General features: G+C 66.8%; 24 protein-coding genes and 1 tRNA gene. 14 read left to right on the forward strand and 11 right to left on the reverse strand.

Annotation, left to right across the window (positions count from 1 at the left end):
* Window positions 1-233 precede the first annotated feature (233 nt).
* Complete coding sequence (gyrA, locus tag AC6HZP_RS11540; protein ID WP_497526789.1) at window positions 234-2906, forward strand: DNA gyrase subunit A; 2673 nt, start codon at window positions 234-236, stop codon at window positions 2904-2906.
* Between the two features lie 130 nt (window positions 2907-3036).
* Here the strand turns inward: gyrA and AC6HZP_RS11545 are convergent, their stop codons facing one another.
* On the reverse strand, window positions 3037-3264 hold the full coding sequence (locus AC6HZP_RS11545; protein ID WP_201403693.1) for a hypothetical protein: 228 nt from the start codon (window positions 3262-3264) through the stop codon (window positions 3037-3039).
* Between the two features lie 205 nt (window positions 3265-3469).
* Here AC6HZP_RS11545 and coaD point away from each other — a divergent pair, with 205 nt between their 5' ends.
* The 6 genes from coaD (at window position 3470) to tgt (ending at window position 8495) form a co-directional block, all read left to right on the forward strand.
* Window positions 3470-3964: a pantetheine-phosphate adenylyltransferase gene (coaD, locus tag AC6HZP_RS11550; RefSeq protein WP_497526663.1), complete on the forward strand. Its 495-nt coding sequence runs from the start codon at window positions 3470-3472 to the stop codon at window positions 3962-3964.
* A gap of 63 nt (window positions 3965-4027) precedes the next feature.
* On the forward strand, window positions 4028-4555 hold the full coding sequence (locus AC6HZP_RS11555) for a peptidylprolyl isomerase (protein WP_201404428.1): 528 nt from the start codon (window positions 4028-4030) through the stop codon (window positions 4553-4555).
* An 89-nt stretch (window positions 4556-4644) separates the two neighbouring features.
* Window positions 4645-5118, forward strand: a complete 474-nt coding sequence (locus tag AC6HZP_RS11560) for a peptidylprolyl isomerase (protein WP_371812984.1) — start codon at window positions 4645-4647, stop codon at window positions 5116-5118.
* 179 nt (window positions 5119-5297) lie between these two features.
* Entirely contained in the window at window positions 5298-6215 is a 918-nt protein-coding gene (gene yddG, locus AC6HZP_RS11565) for an aromatic amino acid DMT transporter YddG (protein ID WP_497526664.1), read from the forward strand.
* 70 nt (window positions 6216-6285) lie between these two features.
* Entirely contained in the window at window positions 6286-7368 is a 1083-nt protein-coding gene (gene queA / locus AC6HZP_RS11570) for a tRNA preQ1(34) S-adenosylmethionine ribosyltransferase-isomerase QueA (RefSeq protein WP_497526665.1), read from the forward strand.
* On the forward strand, window positions 7365-8495 hold the full coding sequence (gene tgt, locus AC6HZP_RS11575; RefSeq protein WP_497526666.1) for a tRNA guanosine(34) transglycosylase Tgt: 1131 nt from the start codon (window positions 7365-7367) through the stop codon (window positions 8493-8495). The genes queA and tgt overlap by 4 nt, the downstream gene beginning before the upstream one ends.
* A 201-nt stretch (window positions 8496-8696) precedes the next feature.
* Here the strand turns inward: tgt and AC6HZP_RS11580 are convergent, their stop codons facing one another.
* Both AC6HZP_RS11580 and AC6HZP_RS11585 read right to left on the reverse strand, forming a co-directional pair.
* A complete protein-coding gene (locus tag AC6HZP_RS11580) occupies window positions 8697-9332 on the reverse strand; it encodes a MarC family protein (RefSeq protein WP_497526667.1) in 636 nt (211 codons plus the stop codon).
* A 136-nt stretch (window positions 9333-9468) separates the two neighbouring features.
* Window positions 9469-9900 (reverse strand): DUF4864 domain-containing protein, encoded by a 432-nt coding sequence (locus AC6HZP_RS11585; RefSeq protein WP_201403699.1) that lies wholly within the window; start codon window positions 9898-9900, stop codon window positions 9469-9471.
* Window positions 9901-10099: 199 nt separating this feature from the next.
* On the opposite strand from AC6HZP_RS11585, the gene AC6HZP_RS11590 reads away from it, so the two are divergent.
* The 4 genes from AC6HZP_RS11590 to AC6HZP_RS11605 all read left to right on the forward strand — a co-directional run bounded on the left by AC6HZP_RS11590 (window position 10100) and on the right by AC6HZP_RS11605 (window position 13961).
* Window positions 10100-10336 carry an Lrp/AsnC ligand binding domain-containing protein gene (locus tag AC6HZP_RS11590; protein WP_018184528.1) on the forward strand — a complete coding sequence of 79 codons (237 nt, stop codon included), beginning with the start codon at window positions 10100-10102 and terminating at the stop codon, window positions 10334-10336.
* 365 nt (window positions 10337-10701) lie between these two features.
* Window positions 10702-11796: an HlyD family secretion protein gene (locus AC6HZP_RS11595; RefSeq protein WP_497526668.1), complete on the forward strand. Its 1095-nt coding sequence runs from the start codon at window positions 10702-10704 to the stop codon at window positions 11794-11796.
* Entirely contained in the window at window positions 11796-13325 is a 1530-nt protein-coding gene (locus tag AC6HZP_RS11600; protein WP_201403701.1) for a DHA2 family efflux MFS transporter permease subunit, read from the forward strand. Before AC6HZP_RS11595 ends, AC6HZP_RS11600 begins: the two co-directional genes overlap by 1 nt.
* 159 nt (window positions 13326-13484) lie before the next feature.
* A complete protein-coding gene (locus AC6HZP_RS11605) occupies window positions 13485-13961 on the forward strand; it encodes a hypothetical protein (RefSeq protein WP_201403702.1) in 477 nt (158 codons plus the stop codon).
* A gap of 33 nt (window positions 13962-13994) precedes the next feature.
* On the opposite strand, the gene AC6HZP_RS11610 is transcribed toward AC6HZP_RS11605, so the two are convergent.
* Window positions 13995-14315: a YnfA family protein gene (locus AC6HZP_RS11610; RefSeq protein ID WP_497526669.1), complete on the reverse strand. Its 321-nt coding sequence runs from the start codon at window positions 14313-14315 to the stop codon at window positions 13995-13997.
* A gap of 139 nt (window positions 14316-14454) precedes the next feature.
* Window positions 14455-14530 (reverse strand) — tRNA-Lys (locus AC6HZP_RS11615).
* A 224-nt stretch (window positions 14531-14754) separates the two neighbouring features.
* Between AC6HZP_RS11615 and AC6HZP_RS11620 the strand changes: the two genes are divergently transcribed.
* The 3 genes from AC6HZP_RS11620 to AC6HZP_RS11630 all read left to right on the forward strand — a co-directional run bounded on the left by AC6HZP_RS11620 (window position 14755) and on the right by AC6HZP_RS11630 (window position 17725).
* Complete coding sequence (locus AC6HZP_RS11620) at window positions 14755-16098, forward strand: UDP-glucose dehydrogenase family protein (protein WP_497526670.1); 1344 nt, start codon at window positions 14755-14757, stop codon at window positions 16096-16098.
* A 432-nt stretch (window positions 16099-16530) separates the two neighbouring features.
* Window positions 16531-16821, forward strand: a complete 291-nt coding sequence (locus AC6HZP_RS11625; protein WP_497526671.1) for a hypothetical protein — start codon at window positions 16531-16533, stop codon at window positions 16819-16821.
* Window positions 16822-16939: 118 nt separating this feature from the next.
* Window positions 16940-17725, forward strand: a complete 786-nt coding sequence (locus tag AC6HZP_RS11630; RefSeq protein WP_201403706.1) for an endonuclease/exonuclease/phosphatase family protein — start codon at window positions 16940-16942, stop codon at window positions 17723-17725.
* 39 nt (window positions 17726-17764) lie between these two features.
* On the opposite strand, the gene AC6HZP_RS11635 is transcribed toward AC6HZP_RS11630, so the two are convergent.
* The 6 genes from AC6HZP_RS11635 to trpD form a co-directional block, all read right to left on the reverse strand.
* Window positions 17765-18046, reverse strand: coding sequence for a hypothetical protein (locus AC6HZP_RS11635; RefSeq protein ID WP_497526672.1), 282 nt, complete (start codon window positions 18044-18046; stop codon window positions 17765-17767).
* A gap of 167 nt (window positions 18047-18213) precedes the next feature.
* Complete coding sequence (locus AC6HZP_RS11640; protein ID WP_497526673.1) at window positions 18214-19428, reverse strand: molybdopterin molybdotransferase MoeA; 1215 nt, start codon at window positions 19426-19428, stop codon at window positions 18214-18216.
* Entirely contained in the window at window positions 19428-19907 is a 480-nt protein-coding gene (moaC, locus tag AC6HZP_RS11645; protein WP_497526674.1) for a cyclic pyranopterin monophosphate synthase MoaC, read from the reverse strand. The genes AC6HZP_RS11640 and moaC overlap by 1 nt, the downstream gene beginning before the upstream one ends.
* The gene (locus AC6HZP_RS11650) at window positions 19907-20422 is read right to left on the reverse strand and encodes a GNAT family N-acetyltransferase (RefSeq protein WP_497526675.1); all 516 of its coding nucleotides are present in this window, start codon (window positions 20420-20422) and stop codon (window positions 19907-19909) included. Before AC6HZP_RS11650 ends, moaC begins: the two co-directional genes overlap by 1 nt.
* Before the next feature lie 2 nt (window positions 20423-20424).
* Entirely contained in the window at window positions 20425-21225 is an 801-nt protein-coding gene (gene trpC, locus AC6HZP_RS11655) for an indole-3-glycerol phosphate synthase TrpC (protein ID WP_497526676.1), read from the reverse strand.
* 4 nt (window positions 21226-21229) lie between these two features.
* Window positions 21230-22243, reverse strand: a complete 1014-nt coding sequence (trpD, locus tag AC6HZP_RS11660) for an anthranilate phosphoribosyltransferase (protein WP_497526677.1) — start codon at window positions 22241-22243, stop codon at window positions 21230-21232.

Raw genomic sequence — 22243 nt, forward strand, 5'->3', positions numbered from 1 at the left:
AACACCGCCGGCGGCGACCTCGTGCGGCAAATCGTCGGTCAGGGCATCAAAGTGCCGAGAATCCAGCGGTTTCGGCGGGATTCCTTGATGCTGCCACAGGCTGGCCCTATGATGTTCCCAACCGAAACTGATTCCGGAAAAAATACTTGTCCGATATCAACGAGCCGCCTCGCCCCGACGAACCTGGCGACGGCCGCCCTTCCGACTTCGAAACGATCTCCATCACCGATGAGATGAAGCGGAGCTATCTCGATTACGCGATGAGCGTGATCGTGAGCCGTGCGCTTCCGGACGCGCGCGACGGCCTCAAGCCGGTTCACCGCCGCATCCTCTATTCGATGAACGAGAACGGCTACGACTGGAACAAGCCGTATCGCAAGTCGGCCCGTGTCGTCGGTGACGTGATCGGTAAGTACCATCCGCATGGCGACGCTTCGATCTACTTCGCGCTGGTTCGCATGGCGCAGGATTTCTCCATGCGCGTCATGCTGGCGGACGGCCAGGGCAACTTCGGCTCGGTCGACGGCGACAGCCCGGCCGCCATGCGTTACACCGAAGTGCGCCTCGCCAAGCCGGCGCATGCCCTGCTCGACGACATCGACAAGGACACCGTCGACTTCCAGGACAACTACGACGGTTCGGAACGCGAACCCGTCGTCCTGCCGGCGCGCTTCCCGAACCTGCTTGTCAACGGCGCCGGCGGCATCGCCGTCGGCATGGCGACCAACATTCCGTCGCACAATCTCGGCGAAGTCATCGACGGCTGCATCGCCTATCTGGAAAATCCGGGCATCAGCATCGACGAGCTGATGGACATCATCCCTGGGCCGGACTTCCCGACCGCCGGCCTGATCATCGGCCGCGCCGGCATCCGCGCCGCCTATCATGAAGGCCGCGGCTCCGTGCTGATGCGCGGCCGTGTCACCGTCGAAACCGTTCGCAAGGAGCGCGAGGCTCTCGTCATTCACGAGATCCCGTACCAGGTGAACAAGGCGACGATGATCGAGAAGATCGCCGAGCTCGTCCGCGACAAGCGGATCGAGGGCATCTCCGACATCCGCGACGAGTCCGATCGCCTCGGCATGCGCGTCGTCATCGAGCTGAAGCGCGATGCCGTCGCCGATGTCGTGCTGAACCAGGTCTACCGCTACTCGCCGCTGCAGACGTCCTTCGGCGTCAACATGGTGGCGCTGACGGGCGGCAAGCCGCAGCTGATGAACCTGAAGGACCTGATCCAGGCCTTCGTCAACTTCCGCGAGGAAGTGGTCGCGCGGCGCACGCGCTTCCTGCTCGCCAAGGCGCGCGACCGCGCCCACGTCTTGGTCGGTCTCGGCATCGCCGTCGCCAACATCGACGAGGTGATCCAGCTGATCCGCACCGCGCCCGATCCGTCGACGGCGCGCGAGCGCCTGATGGAGCGGCATTGGCCGGCGGTCGACATCGCGCCGCTGATCGCGCTGATCGACGACCCGCGCCACAAGCTGGCCGAGGACAATACCTACCGGCTGTCGGAAGTGCAGGCCCGCGCGATCCTCGATCTCCGCCTGCAGCGCCTGACGGCTCTCGGACGCGACGAAGTCGCCGACGAGCTGAACAAGCTCGGCCTCGAGATCACCGACTACCTCGACATCCTGCGCTCGCGCGCCCGCATCGTCGGCATCGTTCGGGACGAGCTGATCGCCGTCCGCGACGAGTTCGCCACGCCGCGCAAGACCGAGATCCTGGACGGCGGCGTCGACTTCGAGGATGAGGATCTCATCCAGCGCGAGGACATGGTCGTCACCGTCAGCCACGAGGGCTACATCAAGCGCGTGCCGCTGGTGACCTACCGGGCCCAGCATCGCGGCGGCAAGGGCCGCTCGGGCATGGCGACCAAGGACGAGGATTTCGTCACCCGCCTGTTCGTGACCAACACGCATACGCCTGTGGTGTTCTTCTCGTCGCGCGGCATTGCCTACAAGATGAAGGTCTGGCGCCTGCCGCTGGCCGCTCCGCAGGCGCGCGGAAAGTTCCTGAACAACCTGCTGCCCCTCCAGGACGGCGAGCGGATCACCTCGATCCTGCTGCTGCCCGAGGACGAGGAGAGCTGGGCGACGCTCGACGTGATGTTCGCGACGACGCGCGGCACGGTTCGCCGCAACAAGCTGTCCGACTTCGTCCAGGTGAACCGCAATGGCAAGATCGCCATGAAGTTCGACGACGAGGACGACGCGATCGTCGACGTGCAGCTCTGCTCCGAGCATGACGACGTCCTGCTGACGACGGCGGACGGCCAGTGCATCCGCTTCGCCGTGACCGACGTCCGCGTCTTCAAGGGGCGCGATTCGACCGGCGTGCGCGGTATCTCGCTTGCCGAGGGCGACCGCATCATCTCGATGGCGATCCTGCACCACTTCGACGCCTCGGGCGACGAGCGTTCGGCCTATCTGAAGATGAGTCGCGCCGTGCGCGGTGAAGTCGAGGATGCGACGGTCATCGAGCACGACGCCGACGAGGCGCCCGGCAACGACACGCTGCCGCAGCCGCGCTACGCCGAGATGAGCGCCGCCGAGCAGTTCGTTCTCACCATTTCCGAGAACGGCTACGGCAAGCGGACCTCGTCCTTCGAGTACCGCATCACCGGACGCGGCGGTAAGGGCATCGTCGCGATGGCGGTGAACGAGCGGAACGGCAAGCTGATCGCTTCCTTCCCCGTCGACGACAGCGACCAGATCATGCTGGTGACGGATGGCGGCCAGATGATCCGCATGCCGGTGGGCGGCGACAAGCCGATCCGCATCGTCGGCCGCGGCTCGCAGGGCGTGATCGTGTTCAACACGCATGACAGCGAGAAGGTCGTCTCGGTCGACCGCCTGACGGACGCCGAGGAAGAAGAAGCCGGAGACGAGACGCCGCCGGCGGCCTAGGCAAGACCCTCGACCCTCTCCCGCATGCGGGAGAGGGTGAGCCTGAAAATGAAGACGCCGGCCTCGGGGTAAAGGCCGGCGTTTTCGTGAGGTCAGAGATGAACGGTAGTTCCTGGGGGAGGGGAAACCCTCAGTTCGCGCCGGGGACCGGCACGCGGGTGATGACGGAGACGCCTTCCTGACGGTCCACGACCGTGATCATGCGCGCTTCGGGAAGCGGCGTCGCGATCGACAGGCGGTCTGCCTTCTTGGCTGCCGGCACATCCCGGTCGGAATAGACGGCGGCGCTGGCAAATCCGACGGCGATCGTCGCTGCGGCGCACGTCGCGAGGATGGTGGTGTGGAACCACGTCGTCATGGATCGGCTCCCCTCTGTCTTGTTGCGCCGGAACTTGAACGCAACATGCTCTTCTGCCTATGAACGGCATCACAAGCCGCTGTTCATTGACTGTTCATCTGGGGAGGCAATGCGGGCTTGGGAAGTTGGTTCCTTGATGTTGCTGGCTTACGCTTCGTAAAGCCTGCGTGAGAATCCGAGATCGATCCGGGAGCGAGTTGTGATCATGGCGCGCATCGCCTTCTATCCGGGGTCGTTTGACCCACCGACCCACGGCCATCGCGACATGCTGCAGGCGGCGCTCGCCGTCACCGACCGGTTGGTCGTGGCGATCGGCGTGCACCCAGGCAAAGCGCCGCTTTTCTCCTTCGAGGAGCGGGTCGCGCTGATCCGCGAGATGGTCGCCGAGATCGACGACAGCGAGGGGCGCGTCGACGTGATCGCCTTCGACGGGCTGACCGTCGACGCGGCGCGCGAATGTGGCGCCACCGTGATCATCCGTGGTCTTCGCGACGGCACCGATCTCGACTATGAGATGCAGCTCGCCGGCATGAACGGCACCATGGCGCCGGAGATTCTGACGGTTTTCCTGCCGGCGACGCCGGCGACACGTCATATCACCGCGACACTGGTGCGCCAGATTGCCAAGATGGGTGGCGATGCGTCAGCCTTCGTTCCCGCAGGGGTTGCCCGAAAGCTGACACAAAAATTCAGTTCCTGAGGCCGCCGCGACAGGCGGCCCCGTTCCAGACCGGAGATCCTCGTGACCCGATTCCTAGGCCTGATGGCGGCCATCGCCGCCGCCTTCCTGTTCATCGCCGCGCCGGCCCAGGCCGCGAGCGAGAAGCTCGACCCCGAGAACACGATCTATCTCGACCTCAAGGATGGTCGCGTCGTGATCAAGCTGCGGCCGGACCTCGCTCCGAAGCATGTCGCGCAGATCAAGAAGCTGACCCGCGAGGGTTTCTATGACGGCATCGTCTTCCACCGCGTGATCGACGGCTTCATGGCCCAGACGGGCGACCCGACCGGCACCGGCATGGGCGGCTCGAAGGAGCCCGACATCAAGGCCGAGTTCTCGAAGGCGCATTTCGCCCGCGGCACGCTCGGCATGGCGCGCTCGCAGAACCCCGATTCCGCCAATTCGCAGTTCTTCATCATGTTCGCCGACGGCGGCTTCCTCGACGGCCAGTACACCGTCTGGGGCGAAGTCGTCGACGGCATGCAGTTCGTCGACAAGATCGCCAAGGGCGAGCCGCCGGCGAACCCGGACAAGATCGTGAAGATGCAGATCGCCGCCGACGCCAAGTAAGCGTCGACGCCCATCCAGGCCGCCGACTCGAAAGCAAGTCGGCTCTTGCCGCGCCGCCTTCCGGCGCGGCCCTTCAGAAGGAGACTACCGTGGCCGACATCAAGGACCCGGAGAACACCCTCATCCTCGAGACCACCCAGGGCACGGCGATCATCGCGCTGCGTCCGGACCTCGCGCCGAACCATGTCGCGCGCATCAAGGAACTGGCCCGCGAGGGCTTCTATGACGGCATCGTCTTCCACCGCGTGATCGACGGCTTCATGGCCCAGACGGGCGATCCGACCGGCACCGGCATGGGCGGTTCGGGCAAGAAGCTGAAGGCCGAGTTCTCGCGTGAGCCGCATGTCCGCGGCACCGCCTCGATGGCCCGCGCCCAGAACCCGGATTCCGGCGACAGCCAGTTCTTCCTCTGCTTCGGCGATGCCCGCTTCCTCGACGGCCAGTACACCGTCTGGGGCCAGGTCGTCGAAGGCATGGACAACATCGACAAGATCAAGCGCGGCGAGCCGGTCCAGAACCCGGACAAGATCGTCTCGCTGAAGGTCGCTGCCGACGCGGCCTGATCGGCCTCTGGAATTCGCGGCCGGGACGTCCGGCCGCCACGCTTTTCTGCACGCCCCGGTGTTTCGCCGGGGCGTTTCCTGTTTGGGATCGGGAAGCGACGCCGCACGTCTTCCCGCCGGATGGTGCGGCGCTGCCGTCTGGCCGATCGAAACACCGCGCCATACGCTTTCACGGGAAGATGGATATGCTCGGCGTCTCGGTGGCGGGCTTTCCGCGCGCGAGGATCGATCCGCCCACGCTCATCGGCGTCAGCGCCGTGCTGATGTGGAGCGCGACCGTCGGCCTCTACCGCAATATTTCGGAGACCTTCGGCGCCGTCGGCGGCTCCGCCTTGATCTTCACCTTCAGCGGCATCGTCGCGACGCTCTATGGCGGCCGCGCCGCCTTTCGCGGCCATTCACGCCGCTACCTCCTGCTCGGCGGCGCGATGTTCGTCACCTACGAGATCGCGCTGGCGCTAGCGATCGGCTTCGCCCAGGACCGGACCCAGACGATCGAAGTGGGCATGGTCAACTATCTTTGGCCCTGCTTCACCATCGCCTTCGCCGTCTGGGTCGGCGAGGCGAGGGCGGATTTCCGGATCGTGCCGGGCGTGATCCTCTGCCTTGCCGGCGTCGTCCTCGCCTCCTCGGGCGGCGGCGCCGTCTCGCTGCATGCGATGATCGGCAATGTTTCCGGCAATCCGGCGCCGTATCTGATGGCGTTCGCCGCCGCCGTCACCTGGCCGCTCTACACCATCTTCACACGCCGCATGTCGGGCGGGCGGAGCGCCGTGCCGCCCTTGCTGCTCCTGACGGCGGCGCTGCTCTGGATCTACTATTTCGCCAGCGACCAGCCGCCGCTGCATTTCGACCTGCGCGGCCTCTCCATGGCGCTGCTGTTCGGCGTGCTGACCACGCTCGCCTATTCCGCCTGGACCTATGGAGTCACCCACGGCAACCTGACCTTGCTCGCCACCGCCTCCTATTTCACGCCGCTGCTCTCGGTCATGCTCTCCAGCTTCCTGCTCAACATGCTGCCGGGCGTGAATTTCTGGGGCGGGGCGGTGCTCGTCACCGGCGGCTCGCTCGTCTGTTGGCGAGCCTCGCGGCGTTGAGCCGCCGTGTCTGCGGTTGAGATCGGAGCCTGCGACCGTTAGGAAGGGCGCGCAAAGACGGAACGAGTGAATGCGCGTCGACCTTTTCGATTTCGATCTCCCCGAGGAAAACATCGCCCTGCGTCCGGCCCGGCCGCGCGACAGCGCGCGCCTGCTCGTGGTCAAGCCGGGACAGCCCCTCGAGGACCGCATCGTCCGCGAGCTGCCGGACATGCTGCGTCCCGGCGACGCGCTCGTCTTCAACGACACCAAGGTGATCCCGGCCCAGCTCTTCGGCGAGCGCGTCCGCGACGGCGTCTCGGCGCGGATCGCCGTGACGCTGCACATGCGCGAAGCGGCCGACCGCTGGCGCGCCTTCGTGCGGCCCGCCAAGAAGCTGCAGCTCGGCGACCGCATCCAGTTCGGCGAGACGGAAGATCGCGCCTGCCTGATCTCCGGCCTCGCCGCGACCGTTGCCGAGAAGGGCGACGCCGGCGAAGTCGTGCTCGCCTTCGATCTCTCCGGCCCGATCCTCGACGAGGCGATCGCCTCAGTCGGCCACATCCCGCTGCCGCCCTATATCGCCTCGAAGCGCATCGAGGACGACGAGGACCGGCAGGACTACCAGACCATCTATGCCCGCGAGGAGGGCGCCGTGGCGGCGCCGACCGCCGGCCTGCATTTCACGCCCGACCTCTTCGCGCGCCTCGATGCGCTCGGCGTCGAGCGGCATTTCGTGACGCTGCATGTCGGCGCCGGCACCTTCCTGCCGGTGAAGGCCGACGACACGGCGGAGCACAAGATGCATGCCGAGCGCGGCGAGGTCTCTCAAGCGACCGCCGATGCGCTCAACGCCGTGCGGGCGCGGGGAAATCGCGTCATCGCCGTCGGCACCACGTCGCTGCGGCTGCTGGAAAGCGCCGCCGGCGAGGACAAGATCATCCGCCCGTTCCACGGGCCTACCTCGATCTTCATCACGCCGGGCTATCGCTTCCGGGCGATCGACCTGCTGATGACCAATTTCCACCTGCCGCGCTCGACGCTTTTCATGCTCGTCTCCGCCTTCGCGGGGCTGGAGACGATGCGGGCGGCGTATGAGCACGCCATCGCGACCGGCTACCGCTTCTATTCCTACGGCGACGCGTCGCTGCTTTTCCCGAACGAGACAGAATGACCGAGAAATTCCAGTTCACCCTGCTCGCCAAGGACGGCATGGCGCGACGCGGCGAGATATCGATGCCGCGTGGAAACATCCGCACGCCCGCCTTCATGCCGGTCGGCACGGCCGGCACGGTCAAGGCGATGTATCCGGGCCAGGTGCGCGAGCTCGGCGCCGACATCATCCTCGGCAACACCTATCATCTGATGCTGCGGCCGGGCGCCGAGCGGGTGGCCAAGCTCGGCGGCCTGCACACTTTCGCCAACTGGCCGCACCCGATCCTGACCGATTCCGGCGGCTTCCAGGTCATGTCGCTGGCGCAGCTGCGCAAGCTCAACGAGCACGGCGTCACCTTCCAGAGCCATATCGACGGCCGTCGCTACGAGCTGACGCCGGAGCGCTCGGTCGAGATCCAGGGCCTGCTCGACAGTGACATCCAGATGCAGCTCGACGAATGTGTCGCCCTGCCGTCCTCCGAGAAGGAGATCGAGCGCGCGATGAACCTGTCGCTGCGCTGGGCCGAACGCTCCAAGGCCGCCTTCGGCGACCAGCCGGGCAAGGCGATCTTCGGCATCGTGCAGGGCGGCGACGTCCCGCGGCTCCGCGTCGAGAGCGCGCAGGCTTTGAGGGCGATGGAGTTCAAGGGCTATTCGATCGGCGGCCTCGCGGTCGGCGAGCCGCAGGCCGTGATGCTCGACATGCTGATGGTGACGACGCCGGAGCTCCCGGAAGAGAAGCCGCGCTACCTGATGGGCGTCGGCACGCCGGACGACATCCTCGAATCCGTCGCGCGCGGCGTCGACATGTTCGACTGCGTGATGCCGACCCGCGCCGGACGGCACGGCCTCGCCTTCACCCGCTTCGGCAAAGTCAATCTGAAGAACGCCCGCCACGCCGAGGACCACCGCCCGCTCGACGAGGCGTCGGAATGCCCGGCGAGCCGCGACTATTCGCGCGCCTATCTGCATCACCTGTTCAAGGCGAACGAGACGCTGGCGGCGATGCTTCTGACGTGGAACAACCTCGCCTATTACCAGACGCTGATGGCCGGCATCCGCGCCGCGATCGACGAGCAGCGCTTCGAGGACTTCCGCCTTGCCACCAAGGAAGGCTGGGCGAGGGGCGACATCCCGGCGCTCTGAGGGGGCCGGGACCGCGTTCTTCGATCGCGCCGCCTCACTCAGGCTCGATCGCCGCGAAGCGATCTCCGCCGTCATCCCCGAGAAGGCGGGGATCTATCCATCCGAGGTCTTGGGAATTTCGCGCGGGAGCAACCCGGCCGAATGGATCCCGGGTCAAGCCCGGGATGACGGCGAGGGTGAGGCGGCCGTCGCGCCCGCCCGTCAGCCCGCCCAGCCCGGGAACAGCGCCGTGAGGCTGCCGACCAGCATCTCCATGGCGATGGCGGCCAGGATCATGCCCATCAGCCGCTTGGTCACGCTCAGCACGGTGGGCGAGGCGATGCGGGCGATGAACGGGCCGGTGAGCAGCAGCCCGCCGATCAGGAGGATGACGGCGACGAGGCCGGCCGAGAACGCGACGATCTTGCCGCCCGCCTGCGCCTCATGGGAAAAGACGACGAGCGCCGAAATCGTGCCGGGGCCGAGCAGGAGCGGGATGCTCAACGGGTAGAAGGCGACGTTGCTGGCGCTCTTGTAGGTCTTCTGCTCCTGGTCCGATCCGGCCCGGGTCGGGCTGTCGTCACCGTTCAGCATGTCGAGGGCGATCAGGAGCACGATCAGGCCGCCGGCGAGGCGGAAGTGATTGATGTCGAGACCGAAGAAGCCGAGGATCGCCGTGCCGGCCGCGGCGGAGATCAGGCTGCCGATCGCGACCGTGATGGTGACGAGGATGGCGGTCCGACGCTGCTCGTCCTGCGTCATTCCGCCTGTGAGCGAGAGGAACATCGTCAGGCTCGCAATCGGATTGGTGATCGCGAACAAAGCTGAGAAGGTCTTGATCGCGAACGTCAAATCCATTTGCCCGAGATCTCCGATTCGGTGGGTTGCAGCGTATCCTTTCCATCACCTTAGGGTAGGTCAAGCGATCCCCGCCGATACCGCGCGCAAAAGCGCGCGGCGGTCCGCATCGAGCGATAGGGGCGGAGGGGGACTTCTAGATGGTCGGCGCCGTGTCCTTGATCAGCGTGCACCCGGCGATCTTCCAGCTGCCGTCCGGCTGCTTCTCGAAGCGGTAGAGCGCGATCCAGTTCTTGCCGTCCGGACCGGTCACATAGACCTTCTGCACGAGGCCGATCGGGCTGTCGGCGATCTCGCCATAGGCGATGCTGCGCGGCCGGTAGATCGGCGGATAGGCCTCGCGGACCATGCCGAGGAAGATGTCCGGCGAGGGGAACATGCGCTGGATGCCCGGCGCGGCATAGCCATAGGCGGCGACGCCGTCGTCGCGCTGGAAGGCGTCAAGCTGGCCCTGCACCAGCTGCTTCAGCGCGCCCTTGTCGGCGACGCTCGGCTCGGCGGCGATCGCCACCGACGAGAACAGGGCGGTGGCCATCAGGAAGACGATCGTGAAGGCGATACGGGTCATGGTCAGGCTCTCCGGCGCTGCGGCGGCGCGAAAGGCTCCTTGTTGAAGTAGCTACGCCGGGCGCGACGACAAGGTTTCACGGCTTCGCGAGGCGCGTCGAAACTGCAGGCAGGCGGGGCGGGAGATCACGCGTACGCATTGCGGGGAGGGGACCGGACCTGTTATCCCGTCCTCACATCACGCGCTGCCGGAGGCCCCGATGCGAGCTCTTTTCGTCCAGATCAAATGTCATCTCGGCCGCGCCTACGAGGTGGCGAACGCCATCGCCGATGCCGAGATCGCCTCCGAGATCTATTCGACCGCCGGTGAGTTCGACCTTCTGGTCAAGTTCTACCTCCCCGACGACGCCGACCCCGGCCATTTCGTCACCGAATCGGTGCAGCGCTTCGACGGCATCCGCGATACGCGCACGATCATGACGTTCCGCGCGTTCTAGGTTTCGCCTGCGGGACGGATCCTCTGCCGCGCGCGGAAGAGGGAGTTCCTCGGCGCGCCCATGCTGTTCGCTCGGAAGCCCCCGTGACCGAGCCACATGTTGTTGGATTTCGTTCCGTCACGGGTTGTAAAAAGTAAGTCTGACATCCTATCCTCGCAGGGACACCTGCTTCCGGCGGCGCGTCCTGCCGCGGGGTATGGCTGACGGCATGATCCGGCCGACTCCCTCCCTCGCTCGGCGCGCTTCGCCGAAACCCTGATTTCGGATCCGCGCCGAGCCTTGCGGCCGCCGGCTCGATCCGTTTCGCTATGTGAATCCGGACCCGGGCGGATGCGCCTTGCCGGAATGACCGCTGGAGAACGACCGTGGAAGCGCCCGTACCTGCTGCTGAACTTGGCCAGAAGCCGAAGCATCCGACCCTGCGGCGCACGCTGCTGCTCGGCGGCCCGATCGTCGCCATCGTCCTCGGGCTCTGGCTGTACCTGACCGGCGGGCAATATGTGTCGGAAGACGATTCCTATGTCGGCGCCGCCGACGTCACCATCGTTCCGCAGGTGACCGGGCAGGTGACGCGCGTCGCGGTCGGCCCCAACCAGCTGGTCAAGGCGGGCGATCTTCTGTTCGAGATCGATGCGCAGCCGTTCCAGATCGCGCTCGATCAGGCCCAGGCCGAGCTCGTCCAGGTGCAGGAGAAGCTGCAGGGCCTGATCCTCACCTACAACCAGCAGCAGGCGAGCGTGGCGCAGGCCAAGGCCGACGTGACCTTCGCGCAGCAGGAATTCGACCGCATCAACGCGCTCGTCAAGGACAGCGTCGAAACCCGCGCCGCCTATGACCAGGCGCAGCGGGAGCTGCGGGTCGCCCAGCAGGCGCAGCTCGCGGCCCAGTCCGGCGCGGCGGCGACGCTGGCCCAGCTCGGCGGCAGCATCGACAAGCCGATCGAGCAGCATTCGGCCTATCTAGCGGCGAAGGCGCAGGTCGAGCTGGCTGAGCGCAATGTCCGCCTGACGCAGGTCTTCGCGCCGTTCGCCGGCACGGTGACCCAGGTCGAGAACATCCAGCCGGGCAGCTTCCTGAGCATCGGCCAGGCCGCCTTCAGCCTGATCGGCGTCGATAGCTGGGTGGATGCCAACATCAAGGAAACCGACCTGACCCATATCAAGGTCGGCGACCCTGCCACCGTTGTCCTCGATTCCTATCCGAACCAGCCGATCGAGGCCGAGGTCGAGAGCATCTCGCCGGCGAGCGGATCCGTCTTCGCGCTGTTGCCGGCGCAGAACGCCTCCGGCAACTGGGTCAAGGTGGTGCAGCGCATGCCCGTGCGCCTCAAGATCACCAAGACCGATCCGAACGTCGTGCTGCGCGACGGCGCCAGCGCCACGGTCTCGATCGACACCGGCTATCGCCGCACGCTCGGCACCCTCTGGCATGATCTCGCCAGCATGGTGGGGATCTACTGATGTCCGACATCGCCGCGACGCCGGCGACAGGCACGAGGCGCGTCGCCGTCACGATCTGCGTGATGGTCGCGACCCTGATGCAGGCGCTCGATTCGACGATCGCCAATGTCGCGCTGCCCTATATGCAGGGCAGCCTCGCGACGACGAGCACGCAGGTCAACTGGGTGCTCACCTCCTACATCGTCGCCGCCGCCATCCTGACGCCGGCGACCGGCTGGCTCGAGGCGCGCTTCGGCCGGCGCCAGCTGTTCATCGTCTGCGTCACCGGATTCGTCGTCGCCTCGATGCTGTGCGGTACGGCGACGTCGATCGAGCAGATGGTAATCTACCGCATGATCCAGGGCGCGTTCGGCGCACCGGTCGTGCCGTTGTCGCAGGCGGTGCTGCTCGACACCTATCCGCTGCGCCAGCGCGGCCAGGCGATGGCGATCTTCGGCCTCGGCGTCATGCTCGGCCCCATCCTCGGCCCGACGCTCGGCGGCTGGCTGACGCAATATTACGACTGGCGCTGGGTGTTCTACGTCAACGTGCCGTTCGGTATCTTGGCGCTGCTCCTGGCGTTCGGCTTCCTGGAAGGCAAGACGGGCTCTGCCAAGGCGCGGCTCGACTGGTTCGGCTTCGCCACGCTCGGCATCGCCATCGCGGCGCTGCAGCTGTTCCTCGATCGCGGCGAGCAGCTCGACTGGTTCCAGGCGACCGAGATCAAGTTCGAGTTCACCCTCGCCATCCTCGGCTTCTATCTCTTCATCGTCCACACGATGACGGCGCGAAAGCCGTTCCTCGATCCGAGGCTGTTCGCCGACCGCAACTTCGTCATGGGGCAGGTGCTGATCTTCGTCGTCGGCGCCGTGCTGCTCGCGACGCTGGCGCTGCTCGCGCCCTATCTCGAGCGGCTGATGGGTTATCCCGTGCTGACCGCCGGCCTCGTGCTGGCGCCGCGCGGCATCGGCACCATGGCGGCGATGCTGCTCGTCGGGCGGCTGATGTCGGTGGTCGATACGCGCTACCTGCTCCTGACCGGCCTCGGCCTTACCGCCGTCGCGCTCTACCAGATGAGCCTGTTCACGCCCGACATCTCGCAAACGACGATCATCACCACCGGCCTGATCCAGGGTTTCGGCCTCGGTTTCGTCTTCGTGCCGCTCAGCACCGTCACCTTCGCGACGATCGCCGCCGACCTGCGCACCCAGGGCACCGGCTTCTACAGTCTGGTCCGCAATGTCGGCTCCAGCGTCGGCATCTCGGTGACGAGCTTCCTGCTGACGCGCAACACGGCGATCGTGCATGCCGGGCTCGCCGCCGACGTCTCGCCCTATAGCCGCGCCGTGCAGCAGCTCGGGCCGGGGCTGCAACTCGATACGCTGGCCGGCAAGGCGAACCTGAACGATCTGATCGACCTGCAGGCGGCGACCATCGCCTATGCCGACAATTTCCGCCTGATGATGTTCATCACCATCCTGATCATGCCGCTCGTCTTCCTGCTCCGGAACACGCAGCCGCTGAAGTCGGCGCCCGATGTGGTGGAGTGACGGACGGATCGCCCTCGAACGGCGGGGACTGATTTGACGCAGCCGTGCAATCCGCACCTGTGCAAATCAGTTCCGGCTGCTTAGGAAGGGATGGGGGACTTTTCCTTGCGCCTCCCGTCCGGCCTGCGGACGGAGCCAGAATCGTAGCGAGACGAATTGATGAAGAAGCTGAGCCTGATCGCCACCGCCGCCCTGATGCTGGCGCTGCCTGCCGTCGGCCACGCGCAGCAGAAGCCGACCGCGCCGCCCGTCATGGTCAGCGCCGGCAAGTGCGACAAGCTGGTCGTCGCCGGCAAGGACGCGACCAAGCAGTGCAAGAACGAGGTGGCGAGCGCGCCGCTGCCCGGCGGCGTCGTCATGTTCATCTTCACCCAGGGCAAGACGCTGATCGGCTTCACCGGCGACGCGACCAAGCTCGCGGGCGACACCAAGACCGGCATCGCCGGCGTGCCGGTGGTCGAGGTCAGTGTCCGCTCCGGCAAGGAGCCGAAGGTGCTCAAGGCGAAATCCGGCGTCTGCAAGTTCAGCGACCCGTATTCCGGCAAGCCGGCGATTGTCAGCTGCACGGCCGACACCGCCGAAGGCCGCTTCACCGGCTCGTTCAAGTCGAACGGCAAGGCACCCCAGGCACGCTGAGGAAGCCGCCCCAGGCACGCTGAGGGAAGGCCCTCAGCCGCGCGGCGCGAACAGGATGATCGAGGCGCCGGCCAGGCAGATGGCGGCGCCCGTCATGTCCCAGCGGTCGGGCCGGGCGCCCTCGACGATCCAGAGCCACAGGATCGACAGCGCGATATAGATGCCGCCATAGGCGGCATAGGCGCGTCCCGCCGCGGCGCTGTCGACCAGCGTCAGCAGATAGGCGAACAGCGCCAGCGACAGGCCGCCCGGCACCAGCCACCAGATCGAGCGGTCGAGGCGCAGCCAGGCCCAGAAGGCGAAGCAGCCGGCGATTTCGGCAAGACCCGCGGCGACATAGATCAGGATCGTCATCGGGATGGCCCCTTTGCCGCGACGCTTCGCGCGAAATGGGTGATTCCCCGGCTCGCGCCGCGCGCTCCGGCGGGGCAGATTGGCGCTGGCGGCCAGGCCGGTCTGCCTTGGCGCCAGGAACGTCGAAACATCAGGGGAGTGGTGAGCCCGTCGGGATTCGAACCCGAGACCCCATGATTAAAAGTCACGTGCTCTACCGGCTGAGCTACGGGCTCGTCGAGGCAGCGCCTCGAATTGGGGCGGAACCTAGTCGCCACGGCGGGGCGGGTCAATAGTCCGGCGGGCGGGGAAGGTCGATCGGTCCACGGATTTATCGCGATTGCAGCTTGCCGGTTCGAATTCCAGCGTTGGAGATCGCCCGAATGGGTTATGAACGCGCCATATTCCTCGGTTACAATGAACCCATGTCCCTATTCATGAGAAACTCGAAGGCGTCGACATGCGCATCGCGATGATCGGTTCTGGTTATGTCGGGCTGGTGTCCGGCGCGTGCCTGGCGGATTTCGGCCACGATGTCATCTGCATCGACAAGGACGCGGCGAAGATCGAGGCGCTGAAGCGCAACCAGATCCCGATCTTCGAGCCCGGGCTCGAAGACCTGGTCGCCTCCAACGTCCGCGCCGGCCGCCTCTCCTTCACCACCGAATTCGCCGAGCCGGTCGGCGCGGCGGATGTCGTCTTCATCGCCGTCGGCACGCCGTCGCGCCGGGGCGACGGCCATGCCGATCTCTCCTATGTCTATGCCGCCGCCCGCGAGATCGCCGCGGCCGCGAAGGGCTTCACCGTCGTCGTCACCAAGTCGACCGTGCCGGTCGGCACCGGCGACGAGGTCGAGCGCGTCATCCGCGAAGCGAATCCCGACGCCGACGTCGCCGTCGTCTCCAATCCCGAATTCCTGCGCGAGGGCGCGGCGATCAACGACTTCAAGCGGCCGGACCGCATCGTCGTCGGCGTCGAGGGCGAGCGCGGCAAGGCGGAGATGTCGGAGGTCTACCGGCCGCTCTATCTCAACCAGGCGCCGATTCTCTTCACCTCGCGCCGTTCGTCCGAGCTGATCAAATACGCCGCCAACGCCTTCCTCGCGATGAAGATCACCTTCATCAACGAGATGGCGGACCTGTGCGAGAGCGTCGGCGCCGACGTGCAGGCGGTCTCGCGCGGCATCGGCCTCGACAACCGCATCGGCTCGAAGTTCCTGCATGCCGGCCCCGGCTATGGCGGCTCCTGCTTCCCGAAGGACACGCTGGCGCTCGTCAAGACGGCGCAGGATCACGGCACGCCGCTGCGCCTGATCGAGACCACCGTCTCGATCAACGACCAGCGCAAGCGGGCCATGGCCCGCAAGGTGATCCAGGCGAGCGGCGGCGACATCCGCGGCAAGAAGGTCGCCGTGCTCGGCCTGACCTTCAAGCCGAACACGGACGACATGCGCGAGGCGCCGTCGCTGTCGATCATCCAGGCGCTGCAGGACGCCGGCGCGACGATCTCGGCCTATGACCCCGAGGGCATGGAGCCGGCGCGCCAGCTGCTCACCGACGTCACCTATGCCACCGACGCCTATGACGCGGCGGCCGATGCCGACGCCCTGGTGATCGTCACCGAATGGAACACGTTCCGGGCGCTCGACCTGAAGCGGCTCAAGGCCGTCATGAAGACGCCCTTGATGGTCGACCTTCGCAACATCTATCGCCACGACGATGTGGTGCGCGAGGGCTTCCGCTATGTCAGCGTCGGCCGTCCCGGCGACGATGGCGCTTTCCAGCTGGATGTCGCCGCGGAATAGCGGCGAGTGTTCTGCCCATGATGCAAGGCCCTGTTCTTTCACCTCTCCCTGAGGGAGAGGTGAGGGGCCACGCGGGAATGATGGGCCAGACACTGAGGAGGCCTTCGCGCAACATCGGCTTCGTTGTGCTGATCGGATTTTGCTACCCTCCGCCGTCATCCCGGCGAAGGCCGGGATCCAGACGCACAGGCCTATGGCCGATAGGCTGAGCCACGCTTTCCTGGCTGGTGTTCATGGGCCCCGGCCTCCGCCGGGGCGACGGAGCACTGCCGTTAGATCTTGGATCGCTTGGCGACCTTCGGTGTTTTCAAGGAGCCTCCCTCGGGGAGAGGCAAGGGGTAACGCTTCCCGCTCGCGCCCTAGCCGGCGAAGCTCCGGACTTGATGACGGCGGGCGACCGATGGATAAGAAGGCCATCGGAACCAGCAGGTAATGGATGAGATGGACGTTCTGGAACTCCTCGGCGCGCTGCACAATGCGTTGCAGCCGGGCGCTTCGGTCGAAGACACGGAGAGCTGGAAGGAAGCCTTCGCCGTCATCCGACGCGAGGTCGAGGCGGATGCCGCCACCGACAAGTACGATCGCGAGACACTCGACGTCATCGATGCGAAGCTGAAGGCGCTGATCGGCGAACTCGAATCGGGCAATCCCGAGCCGGATTTCAAGCCGGCGCGGACCTGGGTCGCGGCGCTGGGCGCGGCGATCCATCGCCGCCGGGCCTGACCGGGAGCGGCGGCCGCCGTCGACTATCGGCTTGAGCGGACGGGGGAACTCGCGCGATGTCTACAGGTTGGAGAAACGGTGAGTTGCCTTGTCCCGCGCGCCCGTTAGTCTGGAATCCATGACCACCATCCGCATCCTCTCCTACAACGTTCACGCCTGTGTCGGCATCGACAAGCACATGTCGCCCGAGCGCATCGCCAAGGTGATCGAGAGCTGCCGGCCCGACGTGGTCGCGCTGCAGGAGATCGATGTCGGACGGCCGCGCAGCGGCCGGATCGACCAGGCGCGGATCCTGGCCGATCTGCTCGGCATGGACGCGCATTTCCACCCGTCCACCCGGATCGGCCCGGACGAGCACTATGGCGACGCCATCCTGACGTCGCTGCCCTACACGATGAAGAAGATGGATGTCCTGCCGGGCTTCCACGACCGCATCAAGGTCGAGCCGCGCGGCGCGCTCTGGGCGTCGGTCGATGTCGGCGGCGTCGACGTGCAGGTGGTCAACACCCATCTCGGCGTCTGGCCGCACGAGCAGATGCTGCAATTGTCGACGCTGCTCGGCCCGGACTGGCTCGGCCATCCCGAGTGCCGCGACCCTGTCGTCTTCCTCGGCGACTTCAATGCCCCACCGGGCCTCGCGCCCTATCGGCGGCTCGCCTCCGAATTCATCGACGTCCAGAAGGCCTGGGGCGAGCGGAAGGCGAAGCCGACTTTCCCGGGACGCCTGCCGGCGCTCCGCATCGACCATGTCTGGCTGCGTGGCCGGGCGCGGATCCGCAATGTCGAGGTGGTCCGGACGCCGCTGGCGCGCGTCGCCTCCGACCATCTGCCGCTCGTCGTCGATCTCGATTTCGGGGCGCACACGACGCTGAGCGATCGCGACACGCGCGTCGGCGCCGCCTGAGACAGGTGGTTAACGAAAGGCTACCGGAACGGTGCGCCGTTAACGCGAGCTGTGAACCTTGGTCACGCCCCAAAGCCGCCAGCGCCGGCGCGGCGGCAGGGTCGCTTCCTTGGGCTCCGTGGACGGACCGCCCGGCGGCGCGCGCAGCCGGCAGAGGTCCGAGACGAGGTCGTCATAGCGCGAGAGCTCGGAGCAGTTCATGCGCGAGAGCATCATCGCGCCCGCTGCGAAGCTCGATCCGAATTCAAGCGTGCGCGTACCCAGAGATGGCTTGGCGAGGGACGGCTTGGCAACCGCCGGCCTGGCAACCGACTTGACCATGGAACACCTCCCCACGGCTCGTTGCGCTCTGGGGTAACGGTTGTCACCGGGCGCGGTTCCTTAGCCGAGGATTTTGACGGCCGCATCTTAGATCAGAATTTAAGCTTGTGAAGATTGAGTCTTGCGTTTGCGATGAAAATTCAGGCTGATTTTTGCCGAATCGGCGCCTAGGGCAGGCGGAGGATGCGGCAGGGGGCGCTTTCCGGCTCGGCGGCGGCGAAAGGAGGCCGGACGATCAGGCAGATCGCCTGGGCGAAAGTCGACAGCATCGAGCTGTCCTGGCGCGGCAGCGGCGTTGCGATCCGCCGGCCGTCGGGGAGGTCGACGAGGCTGGCGCGGACATAGTCCTGCCGCCGGTCATTCTCGCGAACCGGCCCGCCGAGTTCGGCCGCCTCGGTCTCGTCGACGAGTTCCAGCCCGAGCAGCCGCTGGATCAGCGGCTTCAGGAACAAGAGGCCGCAGACGAGGCTGGAAACGGGATTTCCCGGCAGGCCGAGCACGCGCATCGCGCCGATCCGGCCGAACATCAGCGGCTTGCCGGGGCGCATGGCGATCTTCCAGAAGTCGAGCTCCATGCCGCGCCCGACCAGAACCTCGCGGACGATGTCGTGCTCGCCAACCGAAGCGCCGCCGAGCGTCACCAGAACGTCGGCGCCGCTGGCAGCGGCTCGATCGATGGCGGCGGCAAGCGCTGCGCGATCGTCCGGCACGATGCCGAGATCGAGCACCGCGCCGCCGAGCGTTTCGACGAGGCCGGCGATGCCAAAACTGTTCGAGGCGACGATCTGGTTGGGTCCGATCGGCGAGCCCGGCGGCACCAGCTCGTCGCCCGTGGCGATGATGGCAACAAGCGGCTTGGCCCGGACCGCGACATGGCTGTGGTTGAGGGCGGCGGCGAGCGACAATTGCCGCATGCCGAGCCGCGTGCCGGCGGCGAGCATCGGCTGGCCGGCGATGAAATCGAGGCCCTTCGCCCGGATGTGCTGCCCCGGCCTGACCGCTTCGGTCGCGCGGATCCGGCCATCGCTCTCGACGACCGTGTCCTCCTGCAGGAGGATGGCGTCGGCGCCCGCCGGGACCGGCGCGCCGGTGAAGATGCGCACGGTCTGGCTTTCGCCGACGACACCGTCATAGGCATGTCCCGCCGGCGCCGCGCCGATCAGCGTCAGCGTGGCCGGGAGGCTCGCGACATCTGTCGCACGGACGGCATATCCGTCCATGGCGGAGACGTCGACCGGCGGCTGGGTGCGGAGCGCGGCAAGCGGCGACGCGAGGATGCGGTTGAGCGCGCCCGCGAGCGGGATGTCCTCCGGAGCGGTCGGCTCGACGCCCTGGACGACGCGGCGGATGGCGTCTTCGACCGGGAGAAGCTTGTCGGCCATCAGTCGGCCCGCCAGTCGCCGGAACGGCCGCCGGTCTTTTCCAAGAGCCGGATATCGCCGATCGTCATGCCGCGATCGACCGCCTTGGCCATGTCGTAGATGGTGAGGCAGGCGACGGAGACGGCCGTCAGCGCTTCCATCTCGACGCCGGTCCGCTCGGCCACCTTGGTGGTCGCGCGAACCCGGAGGCCCGGCAGCGCGGCGTCGAATTCGATGTCGATGGTCACCTTCGACAGCATGATCGGGTGGCAGAGGGGGATCAGCTCATGCGTCTTCTTCGCCGCCATGATGCCGGCGATCCGCGCCGTGGCGATGACGTCGCCCTTGGCCGCCGTGCCGGAGCGGATCAGCTCCAGCGTCGCGGCCTGCATGCGCACGGTGCCCTCCGCGATCGCCGTGCGCGTCGTGACGTCCTTCTCCGAGACATCCACCATGTGGGCAGCGCCGGTCTCGTCGAGATGGGTGAGGCGAGGGGACATCAGAGGATCTCCTTGCGCATGAAGAGGCGCCGTTCGATCGGCAGGCCGGAGAGCCGCTCCGCTGCGTGCAGCAGGTGGAAGGCCGGCGTCCAGTCGATCGGCTCGACCTCGACGAAGCCAAGTCGCTCATAGAACGGCCGGTTCCATGGCACGTCGCGGAAGGTGGCGAGCGTCAGCGTGGCGATGCCGCTTTCGCGGGCGGCCTGTTCGGCCGCGGCGACGAGGCTGCGGCCGATGCCCTGCCCGCCGAAGGGCGTGGCGACCGAAACCTCGTAGATGTGCAGCGCATGATCGAGCCGGCCCGCCAGCACGAAGCCGATCGGCGCATCCTCGCTATCGGCGGCGCAGAAGGCGACGCCGTGGGCGAGAATGGCGGCGATGAACGCCTCGCTCGTCGGCTCGTTCTCGGCGATCGCCTCGAGGCCGACCGAGCGGAAGCGCTGGCCCGCATTGCGCTCGACGGCACGGAGCGCCGGCGCATCGTCCGGCCGTACGGGGCGGATCGCGGCGTTCACGCTCAGGCCGTGACGCGGCCGAGAAGCTGCGCGGTCGCGGCCGCGACATCCTCCTGCCGCATCAGGCTTTCGCCGACAAGATAGGTGTCGATCCGCACATTCCGCAGCCGTGCGATATCGGCCGGGGTGAAGATGCCGCTCTCGCCGACGAGGATCCGATCGTCGGGCACAAGCGCCGCAAGCCGTTCGGAAGTCTCGAGCGAGACCTCGAAGGTGCGCAAATTGCGGTTGTTGATGCCGACCAGCGGCGACTTCAGCTTCAGCGCGCGCTCGAGCTCCGCCTCGTCATGCACCTCGATCAGCACGTCCATGCCGAGCTCGAAGGCGGTATCTTCCAGCGACACGGCGACGTCGTCGGAGACGCCGGCCATGATGATCAGGATGCAGTCGGCGCCCCAGGCGCGCGCCTCGTAGACCTGGTAGTCCTCGTAGAGGAAGTCCTTGCGCAGCGCCGGCAGGTCGACGGCCTCGCGGGCGGCGACCAGATAGTCGGGCGAGCCCTGGAAATAGGGCGTGTCGGTCAGCACGGAGAGGCAGGCGGCGCCTCCTGCCTTGTAGGCGCGTGCCAGCGCCGGCGGGTCAAAATCGGGGCGGATCAGCCCCTTTGAGGGACTGGCCTTCTTGATCTCGGCGATCAGCGCCGGCTCATCGGCCGCGAGCTTGCGGCGGATCGCGTCCGCGAAGCCGCGCGCCGGCGCAACGTCCTTCGCGCGGGCGATGATCTCGGCCCGAGGCACTGCTGCCTTGGCGGCCGCGATCTCCTCGCGCTTGGTCGCTTCGATCTTCTTCAGGATATCCGTCATCACTCTATCCGTTCGTGATCGCGACGAGGCGATCGAGGCGTTCATGCGCGCGGCCTTCGTCGATCGAGGCTGCGGCGAGCGCGACGCCCTCGGCCAGCGTCTCGGCGCGGCCAGCGACGATCAGCGCCGCGCCGGCGTTCATCAGCACGGTGTCGCGATAGGCGCCGCGCTCGCCTTCGAGCAGGGCGCGCAGCGCGGCCGCGTTGTACTGGGCATCGCCGCCGCGGATCGCGTCGATCGGCGAGACGGGCAGCCCGACCGAGACCGGATCAATGGAAAACGTCTCGATCCGCCCGTTCTTCAGCGCCGCGACCTTGGTCTGCCCGGCGGTGGTGATCTCGTCGACGCCACCGGCGCCATGCACGATCCACGCACTTTCCGAGCCGAGCGCCGCCAGCACCTTGGCGATCGGCTCGACCCATTCTTCCGAATAGACGCCGATCAGCTGGCGCTTGACGCCGCCGGGATTGGAGAGCGGTCCGAGCAGGTTGAAGATCGTCCGGGTGCCGAGTTCGACGCGGGCGGGGCCGACATGCTTCATCGCCGAATGGTGCATCGGCGCGAACATGAAGCCGATGCCGACTTCGCGGATCGATCGGCCAATCGCCTCCGGTGAGATGTCGACATTGACGCCGAGTGCCGCCAGCACGTCGGCGGCGCCGGATTTCGACGAGACGGCGCGGTTGCCGTGCTTGGCGACGGGCACGCCCGCGCCCGCCACGACGAAGGCCGAGGCGGTCGAGATGTTGTAGGTGTGTGCGCCGTCGCCGCCCGTGCCGACGATGTCGATGGCGTCGGCTGGCGCGTCCACCGGCAGCATCTTGGAGCGCATCGTCGCGACCGCGCCGGCGATCTCGTCGACGGTCTCGCCGCGCACGCGCAGCGCCATCAGGAAGCCGCCGATCTGGGCCGGCGTCGCCGACCCGGACATGATCACGTCGAAGGCCGATTCCGCCTCGGCCCGCTCCAGCGACTTGCCGGAGGCGACCTTGGCGATGTGGGATTTCAGGTCACTCAT

The sequence above is a fragment of the Kaistia sp. SLG-1 genome, from assembly GCF_059699055.1.